Here is a 25,681-nt window from a genome sequence, read left to right as displayed (position 1 = left end):
CGGAACCCCGGGAGGGGATACCCTCGTCATCGGGACTCCATCCTTGGGTTCATGGGAATCAGGGGCGCGGAAGGCGCGAACTCCCGGACCTTTCAGTGCATGCGGGCGTCGGTGTCGAAGAGGCCGAGTTCGTGGGGGTGGAGGAGGTGTTGGACGATGAAGGATCGTCCGGCGACTTTCCACAGGCCGCGTCCGCGGTTGAGGTGGGCGATGGCGTCCATTTCCACGGAGGTCAGGCCCAAGAGGGCTGCGGCGGCCTGGAGTTGGTCGGTTTCCTGGCGGTAGACGATGCGGGTGGAGCAGTCGGCGAGGAGGCCCTCGGCGAGAGCACGGCCCTGTGATCCTGCGTCGCCGGCGGTAAGCAGGTCGGAGAGCCGGTGGATGACGAGGAGGTTGGCGATGCCGAGTCCGCGGGAGAGCTTCCACTGGGCCTGCATGCGTTGGAGGAGGCCGGGGTGGCGCATCAGGCGCCAGGCTTCGTCGTAGATGATCCAGCGCCGGCCGCCGTCGGGGTCGGTGAGGGCGGATTCCATCCAGGCGGAGGCGCAGGTCATGGCGAGGACGAGGGCGGTGTCGTCGCCGGAGCCGCCCAGCCGGGAGAGATCGATGGAGAGCATTGGCGAGGCGGGATCGAAAGCGACGGTGGACGGGGCGTCGAACATGCCGGCCAGGTCACCGTGGACCAGTCTGCGCATGGCGTGGGCGAGGTCGCGGGCCGCCTCCCCGAGCCGTCCGGACATCATCCCGGCTGATTCGTCGAGTTGAGCGGGGTTGTTGAGGGCTGCGGCGACGTCGCCCAACAGGGGTGTGCGGCTGCGGTTGGTGGCATGGGTGACGACGCCATCGAGGGCGACATCGAGGGCGGTATGTTCCATCGGTTTGAGATCGCGACCAAGGACGGTCCGGGCGAGCGAACCGAGCAGCAGAAGACGGCGCTTACGGATCTCCCCCGCCCAGTCAGCGTCGGTGATGGATTCGGGCCGCGGGGCCGCATCCAGAGGGTTGAGCCGTCCGGGAAGCCCGGGCCCCAGAGCCACCGAGGTGCCACCGAGCGCCGCGGCGACGGTGGTCCACTCGCCCTTGGGATCGCACGGGACGTAGATGCGATAGCCAAAAGCCACCGATCTGAGCGCGAAGGATTTCGCCAGGGCGCTCTTGCCCTGGCCGATGACCCCGGCGAGCAGCACGTTCGGATTGGTGAACCCGTCGACCTTCCCGTACAGGGCGAACGGGTCGTACGTGAAGGCCGCCTCCGCGTGCACATCGCGGCCGATGTAGATGCCCGCTGCGCCGAGCCCTCCTTCGGCGAGGAAGGGGTAGGCGCCGGCGGCGATGGCGGTGGTCATGCGGTGCGCCGGCAGGCGCAGGCGATTTCCGCGTGCGGAGGCAGGCCCGGGCCGCCCGGCAGCGGGGTAGACGGCCGTGGGCATGCCAAGCTCGGTCCTGGGAAGTCCCGTGCTGTGAGCGCTGGATCCGGCGCGGGCTTTGGCAGCGGCCTCGGCGAGTTGTCGCCGGGCTGCTTTACGGTTCGCCCGGTCGGTGCCGTGTGGAGTGAACAGAGGGCTGGCGGAGGCCCGACCGGGTCGGCGAGCGGACCGGTGGTTCATCGGGTGTCCACTGCCCGGGTCACCGCACACATCCGGTGGTGTGCGGGCCGGTCAGGTCGGTGGGGGTGGTCTTGCGGCGCACCGCGTGGCCGGCGGACAGGTGGCGGTGGCAGATCGTGAGGACCGGCGGGCCTTCCGGGAGCCGCTCGGGGGGGCACTCGGTTGTGGTCGCCGAAGGCGAGGGCAGGAGATGGAAGGCATCGTGTACGGCCGCGGTGGCCTGCCACACCCGGGTGTGGGCGGTCGCGAGGTGTCGGCCCGCGGCGGGATGCGGTGAACGGGTGGTGGCGGCGAGCTGGTCGAGCAGCTGGTGCAGGGCGGTCAGGTGAGCGTGCAGGACGTCCAGGTGCACGCGGTCGGCGACCACTGCTGACGTTTCTGCTGACCGGGTCAGGCCGCGGGTGTGGTGGCGGATGCCGGCACTGGCGGCGCGTAGGTAGGGGTGGGCGTCGTCCGGACGCGGATGAGAAGTCAAAGAGGATGGGTCCTTCCTGCCGCCGGGCATCATTCTCGGGGGGCCGAGCTGTTCACAGGGCGGTGCGGGCGAGGGGCAGTGCGGCGAGTGCGAAGGCGTCGGGCTGCTGGTAGTAGAGGCGGCGCAGGTCGACGCCTGCGGCGACAGCGGCGGTTTCGATCTGTGTGCAGGCGGCGTCGAGGGCCGCATCGGTGTCGGCGGTGATGGTGACCAGGCCGGTCAGGGCGACATCGGCGTGTCCGGCGATGAGCTGGCGCTCGCGCTGTTTGACGTCGGCGTATTCGACGGAGTCTTCCTCGTTGTCGACCTGGCCGCGGCGAGCCCGTTCACTGGCGTCGGCGAGAATGGCCGCTTTGCGGCGCTGGATGTCGCGGAGGGCGGACTCCAGTGTCTGCGGCACGTAGACGAGGGAGAGGCTGCGGCGCACGCTGGCGGTGAACATCACCCCATGGAGAAACCCCGCGCCCACTTCGGTGCGCGGCCAATTCTCGACCCAGTAGGTGGTGTGGCGGGCCGTGTCGGTGGCGAGCCGGTCATATTCCTCGACCTGCACGACGGGACCTGCCGCGGCGGGATCAGCTTCGGCCCGGCCAGTGGGTGACCATTGCTGCAGGGCACCGAGCGCGGCCGGGTCGTAGGCGGTGCGGACGGCGGCGGCGATCTCCCGGGCGTTGAGCCACCCGGTCACCATGAGGCCGACGTTGCGAACGGCCTGCGCGACGGCGGCGGTGGTCTGCTGGAGGACGGTGAAGGCGCCGGGGAGTCCCCCGCCGGCCTGGTTGACGAGGCGTCTTGCTGCCTTGAGGTCCAGGGAGATGGCGAGGTAGGTCTCGTGCGGGGCGGCGGCAGGGCCGGCGGAGGTGACGAGCTCGGAGTAGATCTGTCCGGCGACCGGGACGTGGGCGTGTCCGTACTGGGTCCAGTGGCGGGCGAGGGTGTCCCCGGAGTCGGGGACGGTGCGTTCCAGGACCTGCACGGCGGCGACGTGGCCGGTGCGGGCGATGCCTGCCAGCGCCCGGCCCCACCCGGACACGTTGTGGTTCTGGGTGGCAGGGTCCAGCAGTGCGAAGGCGCGGCTGGTGACGCGGGCGACGGCGGTCAGGGTCTGGTAGTGAGGGTCGTGGACTGCCGCGGCGCCGTTGGCGGAGTCGCCGGGCGTTACTACGCGGAGGGATGCGGCGCTGCCCGGCAGGTGCAGGAGGCCGTCCTGGCGTGGGCGGGTGACCGGTCGGGCGAGCCAGAGAGTCTGTCCGCCGTGTCGGCGCTGAGCGTAGCGGGCGACGATAGGCGCCCAGTCCACGAGGGTCCGGCCGTTCCGGCGAACCGTGAGCAGAGCGGCCACCGCTGCCCACAAGGGGGTCAGCACGAAAGCGCCGAGCAGCCCGGTGGCGACCAGGGTCACCAAGAGCAGCGCCAACGCCAAGGCGACGAGGACGACCTGGGGCAGGGAGAGACCGAGGAGAATGCCGCGGCGGGAGCGGTGGGGAAATTTCACCGTCACGGGGGCGGCGGAGAGATCAGACACGAGGCAGGTCCTGGGGCGCGGGTGGGATCCTGGGTGGGCGGAGGGCGTCTGCCTTATCAGGGAGCGGTCGGCGGTGCCGGGTGGATCGGTCCGCCGTGTCCGTCGGTGAGTGATCCGGTGGAGGGTGGTGTTCCCTGTGGCGGCGGGCTCGTGGTGGGTGCATTGGACGGCCATCCGCTGGTCTCGTCTGGGGTGGTGTCCATGCCGGGGTCGCCGAGTACTTGTCTGCTGCCGGTATCGTCGCCGGGGGACGGAGTGGGGCGGACCGTCTTGTGCAGAGTGGTCGTCGCTGTGCCCTGCGCGGTCGAATCTCCCTCTTTGCTGGCCGGGGTGTTCTGGCCGCCGTCGCTGTCATTGCCGGCGGGGTTTGGGGCGATGTCGCCGGGGAATCTGCCGGCAGCGGAGATCCCGTCCGCACCGGTTACGGCTGCTGCTCCGCCGGTGGATGTCAGGGTGGCGGCCTTGCGCCCGGCGCGTTCCGCGTGCTGGCGGGCGATCTGGATGCCGGCGCCGCCGGCGCGGTGGAGTGTCTCGCCGTCGGATCCTTCTGCTGCCCAGTGGACGAACTTGAAGGTGGCGTACGGGCACAGGAGTACCAGCACCATGACGACGATGCCTGCGAGGACGTCGGCGAGCGCTGCTACGCCGTCCTTGGCTTCCGTCTTGCCGATCGCGGCGATACCGAGGACCCAGATGATGGTCATCAGGAGTTTCGAGACCACGAGGGTGGCGGTGGCCTCGATCCAGCCTCGGCGCCAGCGGCGTGCGGCTTCCCAGCCGCCTCCTGCCCCGGCGAACACGGCCAAGGTGACGAGCACCAGGATGCCCACCTTGCGGACCATCATCACGCACCAGTAGAGGAATGCGCCGATGGCGGTACTCAGGGCGGCGAAGACCATGACGAGCCAGCCCAGACCGGAGAGCGCGCCGAGCTGTCCGATCTTGACGATGCGACGCACGGCCGTCTCGATCGTCAGGTCGGAGGCTGCCAGGAGTCCGGCGGACAGGGCGTCGACCACGTCGATCGCCACGGTGGTCAGGGCGATGGCGGCGAAAGCGAAGATCGCGCCGGAGGCGGTGCCGGAGAATGCCTGGGTGAGGGCCTGGCCGTCGCGACGCAGTGCGGCACGGACGAGCTGTGCGCAGAAGGTGGCCACGAGAACCACCAAGCCGATCGGCAGAATGGTCGCGTAGTTGTCGCGGAACCAGGGTGCGTTCAGGTCGATCGCAGTGGTGGAGTCGACGGCCTTGGCAGCGAGATCGGCCGAGGCGGCGGCGAGTTCGCCGGCGGACTTGGCCATCCAGTCGCCGATCGCCTTGCCGGGGTCGGAGGCAAAGTCGACGGCCTGCCCCACGGCACAGACCGCATCCGCGAGGGGAAGGTCACAAAACCCCATGAGATCAGGGCCTTTCGGTCAGGGTGCCGTGTACGGGGCGATGGCGACGAGTGAGCAGTCGCGTGAGGGCCTGCACTGCACCGCGAGCGTGATGGACCGGCCCTCCGCGCCACTGCCGCCGTCGGCCCAGGTGATCCGCTGCTTGCCGGTGACGGTCACCGCGTAGATGTATGCCTCGGTGATCGCCTGGGGATCGTCAGCAAGGGCCTGCTGGAAGGCGGCGGGGTAGTGGGCCTCGGTAACGGTCGCGGCGGCACGCTGCTTCTGGTCGGCCATTTGCGACCATAGGGTTGGGTCCGGTACCTGCGCGGCCACGGACTCCCAGTCGCTGTATTCGGTCTCGTCCGTCATCCACGCCTTCATGCCGGCGAGTTGCTGTGCCTGGCTGGCGGTGCGGGTGTCGTAGGTCCAGAGCATCTGGGCTGCCGCCTGGGCGAACTGGACCGGTTCGGAGACATCCGGTGGCTTGTCCACGGATTCCGTCGCAGGCAGTTGCGGGCTGTGTGACGGCGCCGGGTGTGTGGGCACGATCGGTGCGGGGCGGCTGGAAGAGCGTGGGGTGCCATCTGGCTGGGTGAGATAGGCGGTCACCCCGGCTATGGCGAGCAGGCAGGCCAGGATGAGCACCATCAGGGCCATGCGTCGCTTCGCCGACCAGCCGATGCCGTAGCCGGACAGGGAGATGAGGCGGGGGCGCATCAACGGACCTGCGACCCCAGGGCGGAGAAGAAGGCGACGATGCCGTTGGCAGCGCCGAGTCCGAGCGCGGCGCCGGCGGCGACGACTGCGCCCTTCTTCCCGTTGGCCTCGGCCTGGTGACCACCGCTGTGATGGCCCCAGGCCCAGACGGCGAGCGACACGGCAAGGGCACCGACGACGGCCACGATGCCAAACAGATTGATGCTGTTGACGACGTTCTTCAGCACGGACAGTCCCGGCAGGCCGCCCCCCTTGGGGGTGATGCCCGGGTCGTAGGCGAGGTAGCGGATGCGGTCGGCGACGGTGGTCATGAGTATGGCGAGGCTCCTTGCGTGAACAGGCCCGAGGGCCCGGCAAAGGGGACGGTCGGGAGTAGAGGCAGGAGGCGGCGCGATGAAGGGGCCCGGTCAGATGACCCGTCGGGCGGCGAGGACGGCCCAGTCCTTGAGCGGTGTGATCCGCACGGGTTTGCCGGTGCGCGGGGCCTCGATGACGAGTCCCTCGCCCAGATACAGCCCGACGTGCTCGGGCCGCGCGGCACTGCCGCGGCTGAAGACCAGGTCTCCGGGCCGAAGCCGGCTGGGTGAAACAGCCTTACCATCGCTGACCTGCGTATAGGTGGTGCGGGTGAGCGCGACGCCAGCGTGTGCGTATGCCTGCTGCGTCAGCGAGCTGCAATCGCAGCGACCCATCGGGTCCGGGCCCCGCGGCGCGGTACAGGAACCGCCCCACTGGTACATCGTGCCGAGCTGCTGCAACGCCCAGGTGATCGCCGCCCGTGCCCGCGGATCGGTGGCTTCGGGGATCTCGTAGCCCGCGGGGACGGCGCCTTCGGGAACTGGCCCGAACGAGGAGCCGTCCAGAGCGCAGCCGGTGAGCGACGGTACCTCGTCGCTCTGGCCGGAGCTGGGAAAAGTGGCAGCGATGGCCTTCTGCAGTGCGGTGGCCAGCGGCTCCCAGCGTGCATAGGCGGCGGGATGAGCGGATTTCTGCACGACCTGTGCTGCTTGCGCCAGCGTCATCTGCTGCCATCCGCTCACCATGGTCAGCGCCTCGTAGAACCGTTCGGAGGCGTGGACTGGGTCGCGGATCTCCTGGGCGGTACCCCAGCCCTGGCTGGGCCGTTGTTGGAACAGTCCGAGGCTGTCGCGGTCGCCGCCACCTAGGTTGCGCAGCCGGGATTCCTGTAAGGCGGTGGCGAGGGCGATGATCTGTCCGCGCACGGGGATGCGCATGCCGATGCCGGTGGCCACGATGGTCTGTGCGTTCGGGATCTGCTCTCCCGGCAAATCCAGGCCCTCGACACGTATGTCGGAGGCGTCCGTGCCGTCGAGGAGACCCGTCACCTGCTGGGCGACGGCATCGATGTCTAGGCCGGGCAGGCACAGGTCGGCGGCGTTCAGACGCTGAGCGGCGTCGCCAGAGGTAGCCATCATGATGGCCGCGCCGCCGAGGAGGAAGGGGGTCAGGACGATGATGCCGATGCCGGCGGCAAGCCCTTTCAACCTGTGCGGGGCCTTCGTCCGGTAGTGGATTGCGGCCAGTAACGCGACGTCACACGCGGCTCCTTGAGGGGTAGTTTCCGCCTGCGCATACGAGGGGCACGCGGACGAGGGGTAGAACGGTGATCAGGTGCGAAGACGTGCTGCTCGCCTCGGTGCGCAGGCGGGGACTGTCCCAGGCACCGGGCAGAGGAGAACCGTCCCAGGCGGGAGGGAAGAAGTAATAGGCCGACGGCGCGTGCCGGGCGGTTCCAAAACAGTAGACCCAGAACGCCGGTCGGCCAAAAAGTCGGCGCGAGAGTGGGGCTTGCTCGCCCGGTACTGGCCTACTTTTTGGTCGACCGGCGTTTCGCCTCTACAGTTTTGGGGCTTCCCTTTCGCTGTCCTGGTCTGTGGCCGCGGGCTTCTGCACGCCCGGCTCCAGCCCGCAGGGCATTACCGCGCGAGGCAACTGTTCCTTCCCCTACCCGAATCGGGGTACCCCTTTGCCCTTTTCCCTGCACCACGGGGACGCGCTCAGCGTCCTAGCGAAACTGCCGGACGGCTGCGTGGATACCGTCATCACCGATCCGCCGTACAACTCCGGCGGTCGGACGGCGAAGGAGCGTACGTCACGCACCGCGAAGCAGAAGTACACCTCCTCTGACGCCGGCCACGATCTCGCGGACTTCACCGGCGAGAACATGGACCAGCGCTCCTACGGGTTCTGGTTGACCCAGATCATGACCGAGGCCCAGCGGCTCACCCGGACCGGAGGCACCGCGCTGCTGTTCACCGACTGGCGCCAGTTGCCGATCACCACCGATGCCATCCAGGCGGCGGGCTGGCTGTGGCGTGGAGTGCTGGTCTGGCACAAGCCACAGGCCAGACCCCAGAAGGGCCGCTTCACCCAAAACTGCGAATTCGTCGTCTGGGCCTCCAACGGTCCCATCGACGCCGCACGCAACCCCGTCTACCTGCCCGGTCTCTACAGCGCGTCGCAGCCGTCCGGTGCGAAGCGCCAGCACATCACCCAGAAGCCCGTCGAGGTGATGCGTGAGCTGGTCAAGATCTCTCCGCCGGGTGGGACCGTGCTCGACTTCTGCGCCGGCTCGGGCTCCACAGGCGTCGCCGCACTGCTTGAGGCCCGTCACTTCATCGGCGTCGAGAAGACCCGTCACTACGCCGCCATCGCCGCCGACCGGCTCGCGCAGACCGTGCGCCAGACCCTGACCCAGGACGATCTGGTCCTGACAGCCTGACGCTCAACGTCCGCCCATTTCCGCCGTATTGAGACCGGAGGCGGCTACCGGACCACGGCTGCTGGAGACGTTCCCGGCCGACGACAGCTGCCTCACTGCCGTTGCCGGCCACCTCTTCCCCCCTTCAAAGGAGACCTATCACTTCATGCCCGAATCCATAGACCCTGCTCAGCAGAAAGGGCCAGAGCCCGTGCGGGTGCCGGACTCCGACCTCGAAGGGGTAGAGGCAAGCGTCCGGAAGCTGATGCAGCAGTCCGCCCGGCAGCTCGACCACCCGGGCTCCGCCCCGTCACCCTTCGCCGCGTTCGGCATGCCGGGGCTGGGCGGCCCAATGCCAGAGGCACCGCCCGAACCGCGCCCGATCCTGGAGCTGGAAGGCGAGGAGTACGAGGACGAACTCGACGGCCTGACGGACTGGGTCGACGATTTCCTCCTGCCCGTGTACGGCGCCGAGGTGACCACGGCGGCGCCGTGGTGCCTGCACTGGCAGGAACACCCCGATGTTGTGGCCTGGCTGCACGCCCTGTGGCTCTCCTACCAGCAGCACAAGGACCCCGAAGCCGGGCAGTCCGGGATGCTGCTGTGGCACCGAGACTGCCTCACCCACACGATGGCGGCCGTCCGCGCCCCGGGCGGTCCGCTGTCGGCGTGCATGACCTCGTCGGAGCGCCCGGCCCATCGGCTCCTGCCCGGGCCGCCATCCTCGTACCGCGCAGAGAAGTCGGATGACTCCGAGGCCGGGGATACCGGTTTCGGTGAGCCTCGGCCGACGTCATGAGCAGCAGGCCGGCTTTCGGGCTCAGCTTTGATCCGCGTGCTCTGACCGATCTCCTTCAGGCCCCAGGAGACATACGCGACCTTGTGCTTGCTCAGCTGCAGGATGTGGTGAACGCCGACCTGTTCGGAGCCAGGCTGACCGGCGACCTGACGGGCTACCGCAAGCTCGTCGTCGACTCCCGCAAGGAGTGGCGCGTCGTGTACGCACTGCGTCCGGCCCCAGAGACATCGGCCCACCACAAGGAGGTCTACGTGCTCGCGGTCCGGCCCAGGGCCCGGTACGACGTCTACGACACGGTGGGGCAGCGGCTGGGCCTGCCCCACCGCCCGCTGAGCGCCCGGACTCACGCCGCCCGTTCCCGCTCGCCACAGCTCATCCCGCGTGGCCTCGTGCCCAAGCCGGGGCCACCGATCACCGCGGCGCCGGGCCTGCCGCGCCCCGCACTTGGCGCCTCGCATGCACGCACCCGCTGAACCGCGAAGGACCCGCCAATGTCCTCTGGCCCCGAGCCGGGAAGTGTCCGGCGTGTCGTCTCCTCACTCGACGACCGCATCGAGGCTGCCACCGGCCTCGATATCGACACCCTCTGGGATCTCCGTGACCGCGGTGTCCTCGACAAGGGGCACGCCCGTCTGGTGGACGTGCACCGCGAGCTGACCCAGGCCGAGACGACGGTGATCTTCCAGCGCACGCTGTTGCACCGGCTCAGCAGGGGAGAGTTCCCGGTCGACTCAGCCCTGATCCAACGGATCGACCGCACAGTGGACCAGCTGCAGGATGCCGTCAGCGCCCGGGACACTGTGGCTCACCGCGTGCTTGATGTGCTGGAGCCGATCGAGGCCGCCACCCGCCAGGCCCAGCCGGACGGCCGACAGCCGATTTCCGCCGCCGACCAGGCGGCACTGCTGGCTATCGCCCGGGGCGCCAAAGTCCACGAACACCTTTTGACGGGGCGGATGTCCGTTGCCACCGCGTCCGGCACCCGGATCCGCTACGCCCATCTCCAGCGGCTCGAAGCCGCTGGTCTGGTCAGCCGGGACACGGACCATCCCAAACACACCGGCCAGCCCGTCACACTGACCGACGCTGGCCGCAGAGCTCTGGCCGCCCGCCGAAGTGCAGTCCCCGCCCCGCCGTCTCCGCGGCCCGGCACATGGCCCGGCAACACGCGTGCCCCGCGCTGACCAGCACCCGCCGACGAAAGGCCCAATGACCGAGCAACCGCCCAAACTGGAACTGCGGCTCGAAGGGTTCACCCCCGCCGACGAACCCACCGCCGAAGCGTTCTGGCTGGCGATCGAGACGCAAGAACTCGATCTCGTCCCGCTCGCCGAGCACCACCAGCCCGACGGAACAGCCAGCTACTACGTCTTGGTCGACACTGCAGCCACCTGGGACCACCCTGGCACATCCTGGATCGTCGCCCTCAGTATCCAGCGCGACCCACAGGCCAGGACCTTCGACTTCGATTACAGCAGATTGCCGCTGCCGGCGATGGCCCAGTCCTGGTTGATTGCCCGCGGCTGCCCGCACGACGCCATCGCTCTGCTACCGGACCGGATGCCGGCCGTCCCGGCGGACGAGGAGACCCGTGCGCTGGAGAAGCGCCTCATGGGCGACGGGGACCACTTCGCCCTCCTGGCCAGCTACACCTGCGAAGAAGCCATGGAAATCGTGGTGATCCTACGCGCGATCGACGAGAAGGACCCGTCCCCGTTCCGCGTGCTCCACGAGCAGACCAGCGAAACCGACGGCAAGGCCCTGACCTACACCCTGCGCGAGGGAGGGTTCGGCACCTACGCGGAAGCCGTCGAGTGGTGCGGCGACCGCCTGAGGGGCGGTGACATTCCGCTGCCGCCTGCCCAGAAGAGTACTCGGCCCACGCCTGCTGCTGCAGCGCCGCTGTCGACCGCTGCGCAGCGCCCGCCGGGCCGGTCGCGATAACCCTCAGATCTCGGTCGGCGGGCCGGAATATAGCCGCACATTGCCGGTTAGCCAAACCGGTGAATCCGTGGACGCTTATACGGCCTTGAAGGGCTGAGAGCCCCAGGGGCCAATCCTTCGAATGCCGTTCCCTGTTCCGGAGGTTACTTCCGCATGCCCCGCGACCGAGCCACGTTATCTGCCGCGCTCTCGGCAGCACATTCCCCGATGGCCACTCAGGGTGTGGAGGCCCCTGTTCCGGCCGCAGCCTGCATTTAACGGCTCTTGCCTCTGCGTTGAGAGAGGATTCCTCGACCGTGTCCCACGGTATAAACGACACCGACGACGTCGTTGGTCTGATCACTCAGCAGATCGAGCAGCGCTTCGGCATGAGCCTCAGCGATCTGAAATCCGCGGTCGCCGCGGCTCCCGACGCCAATCCTGAGGCGACCGACGTCGTGCGATGGCACGAGCTGCTCAACGAGTCCCAGGCAGCGCTCGACCGGGCTGAGGAGGCCCTGATCGCCGCGCTGCAGAAGCAGCCGGCCGAGACCGATGAACTCCTTACGGGCCTCACCGACCGGGTCAAGGACGCCGTGACCGGCCGTGACAATCGGGCTCAGGCCCTGCTGTGGCAGCTGGACCCGCAGGCCCGCGGCAAGCAGGACTTGGCCACCGAACGCCGGGCCCGTCAAGCCTCGGCCGCCCGACGAGGCCCGGCTGTGACGACCAGCCCGCCGGTGCGCCCGGCCGTCACTTCGACCGCGTCCCCCCGTGGAGCGGCTCGGTGAGCGTGCGTGACAAACCGTGCAGCCAGGACGCGTGTCTGCAAGAGGTGTTCGGTGCACCGGTCGCCGAGCTGTATCAGGCGGCTGGGAACGGCACCTGTGCCGCCCTCGCGCTGGCGCTAGAACTGCGCAGCTTCCTTGCCGTGGTCGAGGAGCAGATCGTTCGGATCCGTGACCGTGTCCACGCTGTCACTGGTCCAACCGGGGAGATGGACGAACTGTCCGCACAGCAGCTGCGCGACGAAGCGCAATTGCTTGAGGCGTTCCTCTCCGCCCGCGACAGTTACCGGGCGGTTCTCGGCGACCTGCTGCGCGCTGCGCCCTCGCACCAGCTGCCAGCCCGGCCCACTCAGGTCGGGGACAGGGCCGTCACGACCACACTGCCAGCAGGTGGAGCCGTCCCGGCGCCCGCGCCTGCCGGGACGCCTCGGGCCCCCAGCATCCGACCGTGAAAGGTTCGGACTGTTGACTCATCTGCCGTCCCAGGACATTTCGGCGCGAATCGAGGATTTGTACGGCGCCACACTCGCTGACCTCGACGCCGCGGCCCAGGAACGTCCGCCCGGCATGCTCGCGGCTCTTCTCGGAAGTCACCGCACGCTCGCCTTCGCCGAACAGAGCATCACCGCTCACTGCGACCGGCTCCATCACCTTGTCCAGCCCGACCGTGAGATCGACGCTCACGACGTAGTCCACGTCCTCGACTGCGCCCGCCGCCTCGCCGAAGCCGTCGCCGTGCGCGACACCCAGGCGCAGACGGCCGTAGCGGTCCTGGACAGCCTCGCCCGGGTCGCGGCCTCTGAGATCCAGGCGCCTGTGGCCGGACCCGCGGCCTCCTCCATGCCTGCGAAGCCCCTGCCGGCCGCGGCAGTTGCGCCCGGCCGCTGAACCGACTGGGCCTTCCCCCGTCCGTCTCTCGTCTGGAGTCATCTCCTTGCCCACCACCGGTCTGCCACCCGCTGCCGATGCCGATGTCGCACGGGTCACCGAAGCCCTGACCATGATCACGCCACGCTGGAACGTGCGGATCCTGCTGGCCCTGAACGAGCCTCCGCAGCGCTATACGCAGATCGCGGACAAGCTGCCGTATCTCCCCGACAGCCAGCTGCACCCCAAGATTCGCTCGCTGTGCGACGCGGGGCTGGCCGAACGCACGGAGTACTCCCCCCGGCACGTCACCTACGGCCTCACCCGGCGTGGCCGGCACCTGCTGCCCGTCGTGCCGGTGATCGCCACGTGGGCGGATCAGCACTTGGAACAGCCTCCCCAGCCACTGTCGCAGATCGAACAGGTCGAGGACAGCCTCGTCCTGCTGACCAGGCGCCAAGTCCCCGCAATTCTCTGGACACTGAAGATCCGTCAGGAAGCGAGCGCCCGAGCCCTCGGCCGGATCGTGATGCCCGGAGGCAGGTGGACCAGTGTCTACCCACCGCTGCGGCAGCTGATCGACGACGGCTTGGTGGAGACTGCGGGCAAGGGGCAGCCTTACCGCCTCTCACGCGGCGGCAACGCCCTTGCCGGCGTCTTGGGCGCGTTGTCGATGTGGGCGGCGGGGCGCCCGATGGACCACGCGGCGAGGCATCCGCTGTGGGGACGTCCGGAACCCGACGCGACGCCGAGCCAGGCCCGTCCATGGCTCAGCCACCAGACCCGCATACCGGCATCGCCCGCGCCGCTCGTCCCCGCAGCGACGGCGCCTACCAGGCGGCCTGCTTGGCAGCACCGCGACCTGTTCTCCCACCCCGCGCCGAGCCATCCCCGCCCCGCCTTGACGGCCGGAGGACCCCGCCGATGACCTGCTCACTCACCCACCAGCAGATCCAGTATGCCTCCACGGCACTGTCCCAGCCGGGCCTGATTCGCCTGGTCAGCGAGATCGACGCCCACGGGGCGATACCACCGCGAGCGGTGGCCGGCACGCTCACGGACCTGTCCCCGCACCAGATACGGCAGGCGATCGAGCAGGCAAATACCCTCGGCCTCCTGGACCGCTCGCACGGCGGAATCGGACTCGCCCCGCCCGGCCAGGCTCTCGCCGACCTTTACGACGCGACGGCCCGCTGGGCACGGCATCATCACTATCCGTCCCGCTTCTGCGACTTCGCGATACGCATCCGGCACACCTTTGCCCTGCTGGCCGGCAAGGGAGCAGACCACAGCCCTGGGGGCGGCGAGGCGCATGCCGAACTCGCCGACCTTCACCGGTTCCTGGCCGAGTGGACAGCCGAACACCAGCTGCGGTCGGCCCGCAGCGGCTACGGCGCCGCCGCGTGAGACGTACCGAAGCCGCACGGCCAGCACCGGGCCTTCTTCGCAGGATCTATCTTCCAAGAGGTGCGGACGCCGCCGCGCTGTCGATGACCAGCTACGGCATACCCCTGCTGGTCCTGACCATCACCGGTTCGGCTTCCCTGACAGGGCTCGCCTTCGCACTGGAGTGGATTCCGCGCATCGGCGCCTTCACGGTCGCCGGCACCCTCGTCGACCGCTACGGCCCAGCCAGGACCTTCCGTGCCGCCTGCCTCCTACGGACCCTGGTCGCTGTGACCGCCGCCCTCGTCCTGGACGCGCTGGATTCCCGTGCTCCTGCGGCAACGGTCGCGGTGATGCTGCTCGCCGCCGCCACAGGCACGCTCAGCGAGTTCAGCTACATTTCGGCCGAGACCACGGGCGGCGAGGCCAGCCGGAAGGCCGGCGCCCGGGCCCACCGAGTCCAGTCCGTCCTGCTCGGCATCGATCAGACCGCCACCCTCGCCGGTCCCGCTGTCGCCGGCCTGCTCCTGGAGCACGGCGGACCGCCCGTCATGCTCGCCACGCTCGCCGGCTGCTCCCTCCTCGCTGCAGCCCTCGCACCCCGGGAGCGTGTAACACCGCCCAACTCAGTCTCGATCTCGGCCTGGCACGGGCTGACAACGGGCTGGGCGACGCTCCGTTCGCTGCCGGCTCTTGCGTGGCTGGTGGCCGGCCTGATCGTCTCCAACAGTGCGGTCGCCGTGCTGCAGGCAGCCGTACCGATTGTCGTAGTAGGGGAGTTGGGGCGTTCCAGCGCGGATGCCGGGTTCATCTGGTCGGCCGCAGCACTCGCGACCCTGCTCGTCGTCACGGCCTCTCGGTCCGCGATCGACCGATGGGGCCTGTGGCGAGTGGGCGCCGTGTCCGCCGCCGTCACCGCGGGCGCGACGCTAGCGGTGGCCCAAGCCGACACCTACCGCGAGTATCTCCTGCTGATCGCCGTCTTGATGGTCGGCGAGGGGGGCCTCACCGTCGTTCTGCGCACCCTGCGGTCGCACTTGATCCCGCCCAAGGTCTTCGGCAGCACCCTTGGCGTCACCATCCTGCTGCTCCTGGCGCCGTACCCGGCCGCAGGGTTGCTCGTCGCTGCGGTGCCGCTCGCCCAGCTCGGACACACCATCACCGCCGCAGCCCTTCTGCAGGCCCTCGCCCTGGCGATCACATTCGCCCGACTGCGCACCCTCCCCGCCCTGCCCGCATAACCCGAGGAACCCCGATGTCCGCCTCACTCCAGAAAGAACCGCCTGCGTCCGGCCGTCCGCTGTGCCGAGAGGTCCGGCCGACGATCACCGAGCAGTTCCATGCCTTCGACGCGGCACACCCGTGGGTGTACCGGGCTCTAGAAGAGCTCATCATCCAGCGCCTGACCGCTGGTGCACCGCGAGTCGGGCTGAAGGCCCTTTTCGAGGCCCTGCGCTGGCGCCACCCGCACGGAGTGACGGGCCTCAACAACAACTACACCGCCTTGTACGCGCGGCGGCTGCTCGCCGAGCACCCGGGCTGGGCGTCGGCGATCGAGGTCCGCCGTCGGCGCAGCCCGTGACCACTGCACTCCAACACCGTTCTGTCTGTCCCCCCGATTCTCGAAGGAGTCCTCACCTTGTCCGACCGCCCTGTTGTCCTGGTCGTGGCCGCGGCCGACATGGATGCCGAGGGGTACCGACGCTACTGCCTGGAATCCGTGGCTGCCGCCTACGACGTCGTCCTGATCACCAGTGAAGAACCGTCCTGGGAGGTGCCGTTCATCCGGGACTGCGTGGTTGTGCCTGAGCCTACCGACCAGGCAGCACTCACGGCGGCGGGCCGAGCACTAGCCGACCGCTACGAGCTGGCCGGGGTGCTCACCTGGACCGAGTGGTATCTGGTGCCGGTCGCCCGTCTGGCCCGCCAGCTCGGTCTGGCCACCACCTCGCCGGACGTGATGCAGTCATGCCGCAACAAGGCCCGGACCCGGGCTCTGTTCGCCCGTCACGGCGTCCCGTCGGCAGCCTCCGTGAGCGTGCGCACCAGCGAGGAGGCAGCAACCGCGGCCGACAGGATCGGCTACCCGGTCGTACTGAAGCCCGCCGCACATGCGGGCAGCATCGGTGTGATCCGCGCCGACACTCCCGAACACCTCGATGCCGCCTACAAGGTCGCCGCTCACACGGCCAAGGTGGGAGCGGAGAGCACGAGCGTGCTGGTGGAGGAGTACCTCGACGGTCCCGAAGTATCGGTCGAGTGCGTCACCTACCGCGGCGAGACCACCGCAGTCGCGGTGACCCGCAAGTCTGTCAGCGCACCCCCTCATTTTGAGGAGCTGGCGCACTCGGTCGACGCACGCGATCCGCTCCTGGACGTGGTCGCCCCCGCAGCACAGGCAGCGATCCAAGCGCTCGGGATCACCGATGGCGTCAGCCACATCGAGATGCGCCTGGTCGACGGCCGCCCCCGTCTGATCGAGGTGAACGGGCGCCTCGCCGGCGACATGATCGGCCACCTCGTCCACCTCGCCACCGGAATCGACCTGCCGCGAGCCGCCGCCGACATCGCCTGCGACCGCGCCCCCGACCTCGCCCCGACTCGGTCCTCGGCCGCAGCGATCCACCTCATCTACCCCGACACCTCCGGCACCCTCACCAGACTCGGCTTCGACGGCGTGAGCCCACCGTGGCTGAAGACGATCCACTTCCAGCACCACCCCGGCGACGACCTGATCCTGCCCGCCGACGGGGGCCACCTGTTCACCGCCAGGATCGGCTACCTGATCACCACCGCGGCAACCGGCGAGCACGCCCGAGCCCGTGCCGAGCAGGCCGCTCGTACCCTCACCGTCCAGGTCCGCCCGGCAGCGTGAAGTCTCCCACCATTGCCGCCCGCCGTAGCCGCGCCCTGCTGACCGGCTACTTCTTCGGCCTCGGGACGGTCATGGCCATGTGGGGCGCCCGCATGCCGGCCATCCAGCAAACTGCCCACCTGACCACCGGACAACTCACCGTGGTCTTGCTGGCCGCCGCGCTCGGCATGGTCGCCGGATTGCAGACCGCAGGCCGCCTCGCCCACCTCGATCGGCTGCCCATCCTGATCAGCGTCGGCGCCGTGAGCCTGGCCGGATGCCTCGCACTCCTCGGCCAGTGCCGCAGCCTCCCCACTCTGCTCACTACTGCACTCGCCTTCGGCATGGCGCACGGCGTACTGGACGTCGCCGTCAACTCGGCAGCCGTGCAGTGCCAGACCGCTTACGGCCGGCCCATCATGTCCTCCTTGCACGCCGCCTACTCGATCGGTGCCCTCGGTGCTGCCGCGCTGGCCGCTGTCACCGCCCGTACTGGTCACAGTCTGCTCTTTCTCGTCACCGGACTCGTCCTGGCCGGCGCCTTCCTCGCGCTGGCGCCGACTGCCCGGACGCTGAGCGGCACCGATCAACCGCTGGCGCCCGTCGCCTCCAGACAGTGCGAGGCGCCGCCGCCCCGGCTGACAGCCGGAAGAGTATGGCTGCTGGGGGTCTTGGCGGCTGCCAGCCTGTTGGGGGAGGGAGCCGCAGCCGACTGGGCCGCGGTTCACCTCCACAGCCTGGATGCTTCGACGGCGGTCAGCGCCGCCGCGTTCGCTCTCTACAGCGGGGCCATGGCCATCGGCCGGCTCGCTGGTGACCGGCTCACCGCTGGCTTCGGCTCCACCACCGTGATCCGTGCCGGGGCGGTGTTGGCCGCGGCCGGGCTCACGACCGGCGTCGTCACCTCCAGTACCCCCGTCGCGCTCGCCGGATGGGCGCTGTTCGGCCTGGGTCTGTCCATCACTGTCCCCTCACTCATGACCGCTGCTGGAGCCGGCGGCCCCAGGGCCTTGGCGACGGTCGCCGTCATCGGCTACCTCGGTCTGCTTGCAGGGCCCGCACTCATCGGGGCCTTGGCTGTCGTCGTCACCCTGTCCACCGCGCTGCTGCTGCCCGCCCTGCTCGCGGCGGCCGTCGCCGCCCTCGCCCCCCGCGCTCTGGAGAAGCCCTGACCTTGACCAGCACACCCCCGAGCACCGTCCCCGATGCGGTGATCCTCGACTACAACGGCGTCATCGGCCTGCAGCCCAGCACCGAGCAATGGAACCACCTCGCACACCTGGCCGCCTGGCCCGACGACGATGTCGCCACCTTCCAGACCGCATTCTGGACCGCGCGTAGGGCGTACGACGCCGGCCAGGTGAGCGACCTGGCGTTCTGGGCCCAGGTCTTGGGTCGCCACCCCGGCCCGCGCATGCTGCGCGCACTTCGCACTGCCGACACAGCGATGTGGACAAGGACCGACGACCGCGTCCTCGCCGTCCTGGAACACGCCCACCTGGCCGGACTGCCCATGGTCCTGCTCTCCAACGCACCCCACCCGCTCAGCGACACTCTCGACACCACCGACTGGTGCCGTCGGCTGATGACCCGTGCCCTGTACCGGGCCCGACTGGAGATGTGTAAGCCCGCCCCGGCTGCCTACCGCCACGCCGTGGACGCCACCCGCGTCAGCGATCCACAGAGGGTGCTGTTCATCGACGACAGGGCCGACAACTGCGCCGCAGCCCGCGGCCTCGGCCTGCGCGTCCTGCACTACACCGGTCAGATTTCCCACCTCGAAGCTGCCCTCATCCGTTGACCGGCTGACTTCCCACCGACGCTTCCCTCTCAGGAGACGAGTGCCGACCCACGACGACCCGCTCATCCCCGACCCCGGAGACGTCTACGTCTCCCCTCGCTATCTCGCCGGACTGCCCGGACACGCAGACCCCAGCTTCGAGCCCGTAGCTCACTGGCCACACCACCACCCCGACGACGGCCCGTGCCAGCTCGTCATCACCTCACCGGACCACCGCATCCGCATCGGCTGGTTCGGAGACGACTACGACGTATGGAAGATCAGCGCGGCCGACGATGCCGTCTCCCCACCGCGCTGGTCCGCGCGCATCAACCAGAACACACCCCCCGAGATCGTCCAGGAACTCACCCGAGCCCTCGCCGCGGAATGGAATGCGGACAGCACCACCTTCCTCACCGGGCCGTCGAGGACGTCCGCAGTGCGCCCTCTGCTCGACGCGGGCTGGGAACGCAAGCCCCTCTCGCGCGGCATCCTGGAGATCGTCTCCCCGGACGGGCTGGCGGGAGCGAGTATCGACGTCTTCAGCATGGGCGCTGACGCCGAGCTGGTCACGCTGTGGTCCGGACCGCCTGGTTGGGCAACCCGCGCCGAAGTCGTCTTCACCGCGCGTACCCCCAGGCACTTGATCGCCGCTACAGCAGCTGCCTTCGTCGACCCCACGCCTGTCCTCCGGCCCAGGAACATGCTGCACCCGCGGCTCGCGGACCTGGCCCAGCTGATCCCTGCCAAACCGCCACGCCCGCACGTCCCGACACCGCTCGACATCCAGCGCGCCACCTCAGCCGAACGCCCGGCCGAGCCCACGACCCGCAGCGTGCGGCGATGGAGCACCAGTACCCCCGCACCTCCCAAGCCGGCCAGAGCCCGCCCTGGGCCCCGGCGCTGAACCCACTCGCTCTGGACTGCGGAAGGACACGAACATGGCCCTCCACGCTGGAGAGTTCTTCACCCAGCATCTCGACCTCGCCGGCGGCAGAGTCGTCGGCGATGCCTACTACGTCACCCCTCAGCCGGGATCGCCCCTGCTCATGCGCATCGAGTTCGCCAGAACCATCACGGTTGGCGAATACGACGGGCTGCGTGTTCAGATCCTTCACACCGAGCGGGGAGTTCTCGACACGGCGATCCTGAAATTCGCAGACCACGACACCTTCCGCAGCCGCGACATGGTTATCGGCCGAGAGCCCGGGCGAGACGGCTACGCCTGCATACGTGACTGGCACGAGCGCAAAGAACCGCCGTGGAAGGGCGCCGCGACCACCAAGCTGCGTCAGGCGATTGAGCAGTACCTCACGCTCTGGTTCCCCCAGGACATGAAGCCGCCACAGGAGGCGTCACCGAAGCAACCGTCCCGGAGCAGTCACCGCAAGCCGCCGGAACCAAACGGGTACTGGCTGACCGACCCCGACTTCCGCTCCCGGTTGCGGTCTGCAACCCACCTACTTCTCGACATGATCGCCGACGGCTTGAACGACGACTTCACTCCCTTACAGGTCCTCGAAGGAGCGCGGTCCCACGCGGCCGACCTACTCGGGATCCCCTCGGAATACTGCGCCGTGATCGAAGCGGAAGCCGCAGCCCAGATCGCCGGACTCCCGGCTGGTTCGCCCCTCGGCCAGGCCCATTCCACTGCCCAGGCCCTGGTCCAGCTCGAACAACGCCCCGTTGAGGAACAGGAGAAGGCCGTACGCGCCGCACTGCGCCGCCACGTCTCCACCGCACCCAGCACGCCGAAACCCGCCCCAGCCCTTACCCGCCCGGGGACCCCTCGCACCCGCTGACCCGCACCCCAGGACATGAATGCCCCCCGACAAACACCGCCCGCCCAGCGACGACGGAGACGTCTACGTCTCCCCTCGCTACCTCGCCACAGCCACAGGGATCGGCGACCCAGCCCTCACTCCTCTGCTCGAACTCGGCTGGGACCTTGAGCACGACGATCTCGCGAACGCGTATGTCCACGCTCCCGACCACACAATCCGCCTCGGTTTCCTCCCCGAGGGTGCAGATGACGGACTGTGGCGTATCAACGCCTACAAGGATTCCTTCGCCCCGCCGACCTGGGGCGTCTGCTTCAACGACACGTGCCCGACGGAGTTTGTGACCGCCTTTACCACGGCGCTCGCCAAGGCGTACGAGCAAGGGCCGGACGCCTACCTCGCCGACCCCGACACCATCAGCGAGCACCGACAGCCCTTCCTCGCTGTCGTCCCGCTCCTCCAGCGAGGCTGGCAGCTCGACCACCCCCGCCGGGGAGTCGCCGCGATCCATTCGCCCGACGGCCTGGCCTGGCTGGAGTTCACCACCGGCGACCTCGACGCGAAAGCGGAACTGACCACCCGCGATGCCCGTTGGCACCTGTGGGCCGGCACTTCCGCCGACCGCCCCTTCTGGTACGTCACCGCCAGCACAGACACTCCCGTCGCCCTGATCGGGGCCATCACCGAATGCGTCAGCGACCCCGTACCGCTGCCCCGGTGGAGAGAGGACACCTACAGCTACGTCGCGGGTATGGCGCAGCTCACCCCTATCCTCCCGCCCCGTCCGCCGGTCCCGACTCCGCTCGATATCCAGCGCGCCGCCACCCGCCGCTCGGCTACGGCCCTCCCCACGAGCGTCCCGCGCTGGAGTACCACCAGCCGTCCAGCCCAGCCCGGATCCAGCCGCTGAGTCCAGGCCCTCGTTCACTGCAATTTCCCTGGCCCGGTGACTCCGTGGCGATCTCGTGGGCCCCCTCCCCGAGCGAGGAATTCCGGCGGACGGCCCCGGTTTGCTGAGGGGTCAGTTCCCGGCTGCGGCATCCCCGGCGCACGAAGCCGTGGACCGCGCACGCTCGTCCATGGCACGTTGGTGGCTCGTGCGATTTCGACGCTAGGCCGTGTCTCCCAACTCCGGTGGGGTACGGGGGGCTTCAACGAAGCTCGTAGACTCATGACGTGGCATTCATGAGCACCCCGCACTGCTGCTTCCTGTGATCGGAAGGCGCTGAGGGCGATGCCCGACGGCGTCGCCCTCCTTGGCGTGCCTGCTGCGTGAACCACGTTCCCGACGCTGCCCGCTCCTTTCTGAAGCAGTGACGGTCCGAGTGCGCGTGCAGGCACGGTCTCTTCCCTTTCCCCCTTGCCAGGAGTGCCTCGTGCCCGTGTCGCTTCCACCTGCCCTCGAACTGTCCCTCGACCTGCTGTGCTGCCCAACGTGCCGCACACGCCACCTGCACCCCGACCACGGCGCACTGCGCTGCCCGGTGGGCCACACCTTCGACATCGCCCGCCACGGTTACGCCAGTCTGCTGACGGGCACCCGCGCCACCAGCGGCGACGACGCAGCCATGGTCCAGGCTCGGGACCGGTTCCTGTCCACCGGCGCCTACGCGCCCATCCGCGAAGTCGGGGCCCGCCTGGCGGTCGGCGCCGTGTCTGAGCAGTCCACGGTGGTGGATGTGGGGTGCGGTACGGGCTACTACCTGGCCGGCGTGCTCGACCAGCTGCCCGGCGCCCGTGGTCTGGGTCTGGACACTTCGGTGCGGGCGCTGCGCTCGGCAGCCCGTGCCCACGACCGGGCCGCCGCGGTGGCCTGGGACGTCTTCCGTCCCTTCCCGCTGGCCGACGGGGTGGCCGATGTCTTGCTGGACGTGTTCGCCCCGCGCAACCCGGCCGAATTCCACCGCGTGCTGCGCTCGACCGGCCGACTGATCGTGGTCCATCCCACCGGGCGGCACCTGGCCGAGCTGCGCGGCCGGTTGCCTGCAATGGTCGCAGTCGACCCGGTCAAGGAGCAGCGCCTGCACCGGGCGCTGGGCCCGTTCTTCAAGGTCGTTGTCACCGAACAGGTGGAGTACCCCGCGACCCTGTCCAGGCTGGATGTCCTGGACCTAGTGGCGATGACGCCGAGCGCACGCCACGTGAGCCGTGCAGACCTGAACGATCACGGCTTCCTGCCCGATCGGGTCACCATCTCCGTGCTGGCCACCGCATACCAGCCTCGGTGACCACGAGCGGGAGCATGCGCCTGCTGACCGACGAGCAGTGGGCACGCCTGGCGCCCTGCCTTCCCCGCAATGCAGGGAAGGCAGGGCGTCCGTTCGCCGACCACCGTCGCATCATCGAAGGGATCATCTACCAGTACCGCACCGGAATCCCCTGGAGAGATCTGCCCCATGAGGCGTTCGGTCCCTGGCAGACGGTTTGGAAGCGTCATCGCAGATGGGCGGCTGACGGCACCTGGGACACGGTTCTGGCGCAGTTGACCGCCCAGGCGGACTCGATCGACAGAATCGACTGGACGGTCTCGGTCGACTCGACAACCAACCGGGCCCACCAGCACGCCACGAACACGGCCCGGCCGGAGAAGGACACCGGCGCTGCCACCCGCCGCGGTAAGAGCGAAGCTCCTGCTACCGGGGGCGAGCTAGCGGGCCACGCAGTAGGTCGATCCCGCGGGGGCCTGACAACCAAGATCCATCACGCCGTGGACGGCGACGGCCGCCCGCTGGCCGTCGTAGTCACTCCGGGGCAGGTCCACGACGCGCAGGTCCTCCCACTCTTGCTGGGCGACATCCGGGTCCCGCGACTCGGCCGCGGCAGGCCGCGCACCGCACCGGACGCTCTGCTCGCAGATAAGGCGTACTCCTCCAGGCAGGTCCGTGCAGACCTCGCGGCCCGTGGCATCCGCACTGTGATCCCCGAGCGCGCCGATCAGCGGGCCAACCGAAGGAGAAAGGGCCGCAGCGGCGGACGACCCCGTGCTCTGGACACCGAGACCTACAAGCGCAGGAATGTCGTGGAACGATCTTTCAGCCTGTTCAAGCAGTGGCGTGGCCTGGCCACCCGTTACGACAAACTCGCGATCGTCTATCGCTCTGCAGCCGTGCTGGCGGCGGTCATCGCCTGGCTACGAAGTTGAGAGACAGGGCCTAGTGTGACCGACCATCTTGCTCAGCGATCAAGTGAAATGCTCATGTTTCAAAGAGCTGAGCAGATGGAGGGTTGCTGGTCAGCCTTCGTCCGCTACGGACAGAGCTTCGATGATCAGGCGGGTGGCGAAGTCGCGGTCGTCGGTGAGCTGGTTGATGTGCTCCGCGAGGAGGAAGGCGGTGGCTTCCAAAGGGTTCATCTCGTCCTCGGTCCAGTATCCGTACTGCTTGCGCCACAGGTTGGGGCTCAAGTCGGTGCCTGCAGCGATGAGCAAGCCAGCCGTGGTGGGGATGGTCTCGGGACGGACGCTCCTGGGCATCATGCGCATCGTGGCCACGAGGTTGGGCACCACGCACTCGATGACGTCCTTGCCATGGGCCGAGTAGGTCATCCGCAGCCACTGCATGAACATGTAGATGAGCGTGCACGCGCCGTCCAGCAGGTCATCGACTCCGCTGGGACCCAAGGACGCCGTGATCTGGTCAGTCAGCGCTTGTTGTTCGGCGTCGGGCTGGGTCTTGTTATCCGAGATGGCTTTGAGCCGGGAATCGATCATCATGAGCGCTGCGCCCACATCCCCGACCGGAGCATGCTGGGGGTCGCAGGGCGATGGCACAGGATTTCTCCTCAGGTGACAGTGGGCAGTGCGTCGTGTCCGTACAGTAGCCCGCCGATGATGTGAGGGGCTGACGAATCCCGACGAAGGGCCTCCTAGATGAATGAGTCCGATCTTTGTGCTGGCCCGGCGAGGCGGTCGGGTGTGCCGAAGCGGGTCATGTCTGCGCTCGTGGAGGCCAGGAACTCGGCGCCGAGAGTGTCCTACGTCCCCTCTGGCCCACCGGCCGTCGACACCAATGGCGGCCCCGGCGAGGACTTCCTCTATCGGATCGACCTCTGGCCCGCCGACCAGGCACGCAGTCTCGTCGCCCGCAAGCAGGGCCCGAATCCCTGGGCCGGATACCTCCTCCCCACCGTCGACTATGCCAAGCAGAACAGCCGCCGCACAGCCCGCGATCACGCTTGCCGACGGCCCTCTCGGCATAGTCGCGGGCTCGGCATAGGTCAAGGCGCAGCTGGTGGACCCCGCAGTCGTGCTCGAGCGCCTGGCTCAGACCGAGCTGCACCCGGTCGCGCGCCAACGCGCCACCATCCTGATCGAGGGCCTGCCGGCAGGGCCTCCGGCGACCGGTCTATCGATACCGGCAAGGGCCGGCTGGGCATCGATGCACCAGCCCCGAACGCCGGGGCGAACCGGCTGCGGCGCAGCCAGCAACGAGCAGACCGGGCTCCCGGGCACGAAGGTCCTGGCCGAGGCGGACCGAGCATCGGCTGACCGGGACGCTCAGAGGGCTCGGCGCCCCAGAAGGCTCGCGAGCTCTGCCAGCGTTTCCTCGCTCAGCAGCGACGGGTTCGTCGCCATCGCATCGAGGAGCCCCTTCACCCGCTCAGGCGGGAGTTCTGCCAGCGATCGCTTCAACTCCGCGATGCCTGCGGCGTCCACAATGTTGGCGTTCGTCACCAATCTCAGCTGCTCGTCGCTGTAGGCACGAGCAGCGAGGGCCGCGAGGTAGCGGGCCTGGGCCTCGGCGCTCGACATATTCGGCCGATTCTCCTGCGGAGCAGGGACCATGTCCTGCGGCGGCTCCACGACGGCCCCCTGGATGATCGCGGCCTTCTTCTGCGCCTTGCGACGTGCACGACGATCACTCATCTTCGCTCGCTGTGACTCGATGGCTGGCCGAGCCGTCTCCCGCCACCACTGCTCGGCCAGCGACTTGGCACGGGCGATCAGGTGGGAGAGCAGGGCGGCGATGGCCTCCTCGAACTCCTTGTGAACGATCACGTAATTCCCCGGCCCTGGCGTCACGTAATTCCCCAGGTCCTGACCTCGTCCATGTCTACTTGATCGAGGGCTTGTTTGTCTT

The 25,681-nt window shown here is 68.9% G+C and carries 29 protein-coding genes; 20 read left to right on the top strand and 9 right to left on the bottom strand.

Annotation, left to right across the window (positions count from 1 at the left end; all coding sequences use genetic code 11):
* Positions 1-92 precede the first annotated feature (92 nt).
* The 7 genes from ABT245_RS43320 to ABT245_RS43290 form a co-directional block, all read right to left on the bottom strand.
* On the bottom strand, positions 93-1,607 hold the full coding sequence (locus ABT245_RS43320) for a putative type IV secretion/conjugal transfer ATPase (protein WP_351745908.1): 1,515 nt from the start codon (positions 1,605-1,607) through the stop codon (positions 93-95).
* Between the two features lie 19 nt (positions 1,608-1,626).
* Positions 1,627-2,082, bottom strand: coding sequence for a DUF6238 family protein (locus ABT245_RS43315; protein WP_351745906.1), 456 nt, complete (start codon positions 2,080-2,082; stop codon positions 1,627-1,629).
* 52 nt (positions 2,083-2,134) lie between these two features.
* Positions 2,135-3,607, bottom strand: coding sequence for an SCO6880 family protein (locus ABT245_RS43310; RefSeq protein WP_351745904.1), 1,473 nt, complete (start codon positions 3,605-3,607; stop codon positions 2,135-2,137).
* Between the two features lie 56 nt (positions 3,608-3,663).
* Entirely contained in the window at positions 3,664-5,004 is a 1,341-nt protein-coding gene (locus tag ABT245_RS43305; protein ID WP_351745901.1) for an SCO6881 family protein, read from the bottom strand.
* A gap of 18 nt (positions 5,005-5,022) precedes the next feature.
* Positions 5,023-5,703 carry a hypothetical protein gene (locus ABT245_RS43300; protein ID WP_351745898.1) on the bottom strand — a complete coding sequence of 227 codons (681 nt, stop codon included), beginning with the start codon at positions 5,701-5,703 and terminating at the stop codon, positions 5,023-5,025.
* Positions 5,703-6,014, bottom strand: coding sequence for a DUF6112 family protein (locus tag ABT245_RS43295; protein ID WP_351745895.1), 312 nt, complete (start codon positions 6,012-6,014; stop codon positions 5,703-5,705). The genes ABT245_RS43300 and ABT245_RS43295 overlap by 1 nt, the downstream gene beginning before the upstream one ends.
* A gap of 96 nt (positions 6,015-6,110) precedes the next feature.
* Positions 6,111-7,208, bottom strand: coding sequence for a C40 family peptidase (locus ABT245_RS43290; RefSeq protein ID WP_351745892.1), 1,098 nt, complete (start codon positions 7,206-7,208; stop codon positions 6,111-6,113).
* A gap of 482 nt (positions 7,209-7,690) precedes the next feature.
* Here ABT245_RS43290 and ABT245_RS43285 point away from each other — a divergent pair, with 482 nt between their 5' ends.
* The 20 genes from ABT245_RS43285 (at position 7,691) to ABT245_RS43190 (ending at position 23,745) form a co-directional block, all read left to right on the top strand.
* Entirely contained in the window at positions 7,691-8,446 is a 756-nt protein-coding gene (locus ABT245_RS43285) for a DNA-methyltransferase (protein ID WP_351745889.1), read from the top strand.
* Positions 8,447-8,591: 145 nt separating this feature from the next.
* Positions 8,592-9,224 (top strand): DUF4913 domain-containing protein, encoded by a 633-nt coding sequence (locus ABT245_RS43280; RefSeq protein WP_502982316.1) that lies wholly within the window; start codon positions 8,592-8,594, stop codon positions 9,222-9,224.
* The gene (locus tag ABT245_RS43275) at positions 9,221-9,697 is read left to right on the top strand and encodes a hypothetical protein (RefSeq protein ID WP_351745886.1); all 477 of its coding nucleotides are present in this window, start codon (positions 9,221-9,223) and stop codon (positions 9,695-9,697) included. Before ABT245_RS43280 ends, ABT245_RS43275 begins: the two co-directional genes overlap by 4 nt.
* A gap of 18 nt (positions 9,698-9,715) precedes the next feature.
* Complete coding sequence (locus tag ABT245_RS43270; RefSeq protein WP_351745883.1) at positions 9,716-10,408, top strand: hypothetical protein; 693 nt, start codon at positions 9,716-9,718, stop codon at positions 10,406-10,408.
* A 25-nt stretch (positions 10,409-10,433) separates the two neighbouring features.
* Positions 10,434-11,168 (top strand): hypothetical protein, encoded by a 735-nt coding sequence (locus tag ABT245_RS43265; protein WP_351745880.1) that lies wholly within the window; start codon positions 10,434-10,436, stop codon positions 11,166-11,168.
* Between the two features lie 296 nt (positions 11,169-11,464).
* A complete protein-coding gene (locus tag ABT245_RS43260; protein WP_351745878.1) occupies positions 11,465-11,938 on the top strand; it encodes a MerR family transcriptional regulator in 474 nt (157 codons plus the stop codon).
* Positions 11,935-12,387, top strand: coding sequence for a hypothetical protein (locus ABT245_RS43255; protein WP_351745875.1), 453 nt, complete (start codon positions 11,935-11,937; stop codon positions 12,385-12,387). Before ABT245_RS43260 ends, ABT245_RS43255 begins: the two co-directional genes overlap by 4 nt.
* A 13-nt stretch (positions 12,388-12,400) precedes the next feature.
* Positions 12,401-12,823, top strand: coding sequence for a hypothetical protein (locus tag ABT245_RS43250; protein WP_351745872.1), 423 nt, complete (start codon positions 12,401-12,403; stop codon positions 12,821-12,823).
* 46 nt (positions 12,824-12,869) lie between these two features.
* Positions 12,870-13,730, top strand: a complete 861-nt coding sequence (locus ABT245_RS43245) for a winged helix-turn-helix transcriptional regulator (RefSeq protein ID WP_351745869.1) — start codon at positions 12,870-12,872, stop codon at positions 13,728-13,730.
* A complete protein-coding gene (locus ABT245_RS43240) occupies positions 13,727-14,209 on the top strand; it encodes a regulator (protein WP_351745866.1) in 483 nt (160 codons plus the stop codon). Before ABT245_RS43245 ends, ABT245_RS43240 begins: the two co-directional genes overlap by 4 nt.
* Positions 14,206-15,429: an MFS transporter gene (locus tag ABT245_RS43235; protein WP_502982315.1), complete on the top strand. Its 1,224-nt coding sequence runs from the start codon at positions 14,206-14,208 to the stop codon at positions 15,427-15,429. The genes ABT245_RS43240 and ABT245_RS43235 overlap by 4 nt, the downstream gene beginning before the upstream one ends.
* A 14-nt stretch (positions 15,430-15,443) precedes the next feature.
* Positions 15,444-15,770 (top strand): hypothetical protein, encoded by a 327-nt coding sequence (locus ABT245_RS43230; protein WP_351745864.1) that lies wholly within the window; start codon positions 15,444-15,446, stop codon positions 15,768-15,770.
* A gap of 99 nt (positions 15,771-15,869) precedes the next feature.
* Positions 15,870-17,063: an ATP-grasp domain-containing protein gene (locus ABT245_RS43225; protein WP_351745914.1), complete on the top strand. Its 1,194-nt coding sequence runs from the start codon at positions 15,870-15,872 to the stop codon at positions 17,061-17,063.
* Positions 17,060-18,214, top strand: a complete 1,155-nt coding sequence (locus ABT245_RS43220) for an MFS transporter (RefSeq protein ID WP_351745862.1) — start codon at positions 17,060-17,062, stop codon at positions 18,212-18,214. The genes ABT245_RS43225 and ABT245_RS43220 overlap by 4 nt, the downstream gene beginning before the upstream one ends.
* A gap of 2 nt (positions 18,215-18,216) precedes the next feature.
* A complete protein-coding gene (locus tag ABT245_RS43215) occupies positions 18,217-18,843 on the top strand; it encodes an HAD-IA family hydrolase (RefSeq protein WP_502982314.1) in 627 nt (208 codons plus the stop codon).
* 40 nt (positions 18,844-18,883) lie between these two features.
* The gene (locus tag ABT245_RS43210; protein WP_351745859.1) at positions 18,884-19,729 is read left to right on the top strand and encodes a DUF317 domain-containing protein; all 846 of its coding nucleotides are present in this window, start codon (positions 18,884-18,886) and stop codon (positions 19,727-19,729) included.
* 34 nt (positions 19,730-19,763) lie between these two features.
* The gene (locus tag ABT245_RS43205; protein WP_351745856.1) at positions 19,764-20,624 is read left to right on the top strand and encodes a hypothetical protein; all 861 of its coding nucleotides are present in this window, start codon (positions 19,764-19,766) and stop codon (positions 20,622-20,624) included.
* Between the two features lie 19 nt (positions 20,625-20,643).
* The gene (locus tag ABT245_RS43200) at positions 20,644-21,513 is read left to right on the top strand and encodes an SPDY domain-containing protein (RefSeq protein ID WP_351745854.1); all 870 of its coding nucleotides are present in this window, start codon (positions 20,644-20,646) and stop codon (positions 21,511-21,513) included.
* A 466-nt stretch (positions 21,514-21,979) separates the two neighbouring features.
* Entirely contained in the window at positions 21,980-22,831 is an 852-nt protein-coding gene (locus ABT245_RS43195; protein WP_351745852.1) for a putative RNA methyltransferase, read from the top strand.
* Between the two features lie 14 nt (positions 22,832-22,845).
* Complete coding sequence (locus ABT245_RS43190; RefSeq protein WP_351745849.1) at positions 22,846-23,745, top strand: IS5 family transposase; 900 nt, start codon at positions 22,846-22,848, stop codon at positions 23,743-23,745.
* 90 nt (positions 23,746-23,835) lie between these two features.
* Here the strand turns inward: ABT245_RS43190 and ABT245_RS43185 are convergent, their stop codons facing one another.
* Together ABT245_RS43185 and ABT245_RS43180 are read right to left on the bottom strand one after the other, a co-directional pair.
* Positions 23,836-24,372 carry a hypothetical protein gene (locus ABT245_RS43185; RefSeq protein WP_351745846.1) on the bottom strand — a complete coding sequence of 179 codons (537 nt, stop codon included), beginning with the start codon at positions 24,370-24,372 and terminating at the stop codon, positions 23,836-23,838.
* Positions 24,373-25,098: 726 nt separating this feature from the next.
* The gene (locus tag ABT245_RS43180) at positions 25,099-25,599 is read right to left on the bottom strand and encodes a hypothetical protein (RefSeq protein WP_351745843.1); all 501 of its coding nucleotides are present in this window, start codon (positions 25,597-25,599) and stop codon (positions 25,099-25,101) included.
* Positions 25,600-25,681 lie beyond the last annotated feature (82 nt).

Origin of the sequence: Streptomyces sp. NPDC001508 (genome assembly GCF_040298665.1) — a bacterium.
In the GTDB taxonomy this organism is placed as follows: domain Bacteria; phylum Actinomycetota; class Actinomycetes; order Streptomycetales; family Streptomycetaceae; genus Streptomyces.
Note: the sequence above shows the minus strand (reverse complement) of the source record. Positions and strands in the feature narration are given on the sequence as shown.

Excerpts from the sequence above, each read along its gene's own strand:
- ABT245_RS43320 (WP_351745908.1), bottom strand. The coding sequence starts at position 1,607 with ATGAACCACCGGTCCGCTCGCCGACCCGGTCGGGCCTCCGCCAGCCCT.
- ABT245_RS43305 (WP_351745901.1), bottom strand. The coding sequence starts at position 5,004 with ATGGGGTTTTGTGACCTTCCCCTCGCGGATGCGGTCTGTGCCGTGGGG.
- ABT245_RS43300 (WP_351745898.1), bottom strand. The coding sequence starts at position 5,703 with ATGCGCCCCCGCCTCATCTCCCTGTCCGGCTACGGCATCGGCTGGTCG.
- ABT245_RS43295 (WP_351745895.1), bottom strand. The coding sequence starts at position 6,014 with ATGACCACCGTCGCCGACCGCATCCGCTACCTCGCCTACGACCCGGGC.
- ABT245_RS43280 (WP_502982316.1), top strand. The coding sequence starts at position 8,592 with ATGCCCGAATCCATAGACCCTGCTCAGCAGAAAGGGCCAGAGCCCGTG.
- ABT245_RS43275 (WP_351745886.1), top strand. The coding sequence starts at position 9,221 with ATGAGCAGCAGGCCGGCTTTCGGGCTCAGCTTTGATCCGCGTGCTCTG.
- ABT245_RS43270 (WP_351745883.1), top strand. The coding sequence starts at position 9,716 with ATGTCCTCTGGCCCCGAGCCGGGAAGTGTCCGGCGTGTCGTCTCCTCA.
- ABT245_RS43265 (WP_351745880.1), top strand. The coding sequence starts at position 10,434 with ATGACCGAGCAACCGCCCAAACTGGAACTGCGGCTCGAAGGGTTCACC.
- ABT245_RS43240 (WP_351745866.1), top strand. The coding sequence starts at position 13,727 with ATGACCTGCTCACTCACCCACCAGCAGATCCAGTATGCCTCCACGGCA.
- ABT245_RS43230 (WP_351745864.1), top strand. The coding sequence starts at position 15,444 with ATGTCCGCCTCACTCCAGAAAGAACCGCCTGCGTCCGGCCGTCCGCTG.
- ABT245_RS43225 (WP_351745914.1), top strand. The coding sequence starts at position 15,870 with ATGGATGCCGAGGGGTACCGACGCTACTGCCTGGAATCCGTGGCTGCC.
- ABT245_RS43205 (WP_351745856.1), top strand. The coding sequence starts at position 19,764 with ATGGCCCTCCACGCTGGAGAGTTCTTCACCCAGCATCTCGACCTCGCC.
- ABT245_RS43200 (WP_351745854.1), top strand. The coding sequence starts at position 20,644 with ATGCCCCCCGACAAACACCGCCCGCCCAGCGACGACGGAGACGTCTAC.
- ABT245_RS43190 (WP_351745849.1), top strand. The coding sequence starts at position 22,846 with ATGCGCCTGCTGACCGACGAGCAGTGGGCACGCCTGGCGCCCTGCCTT.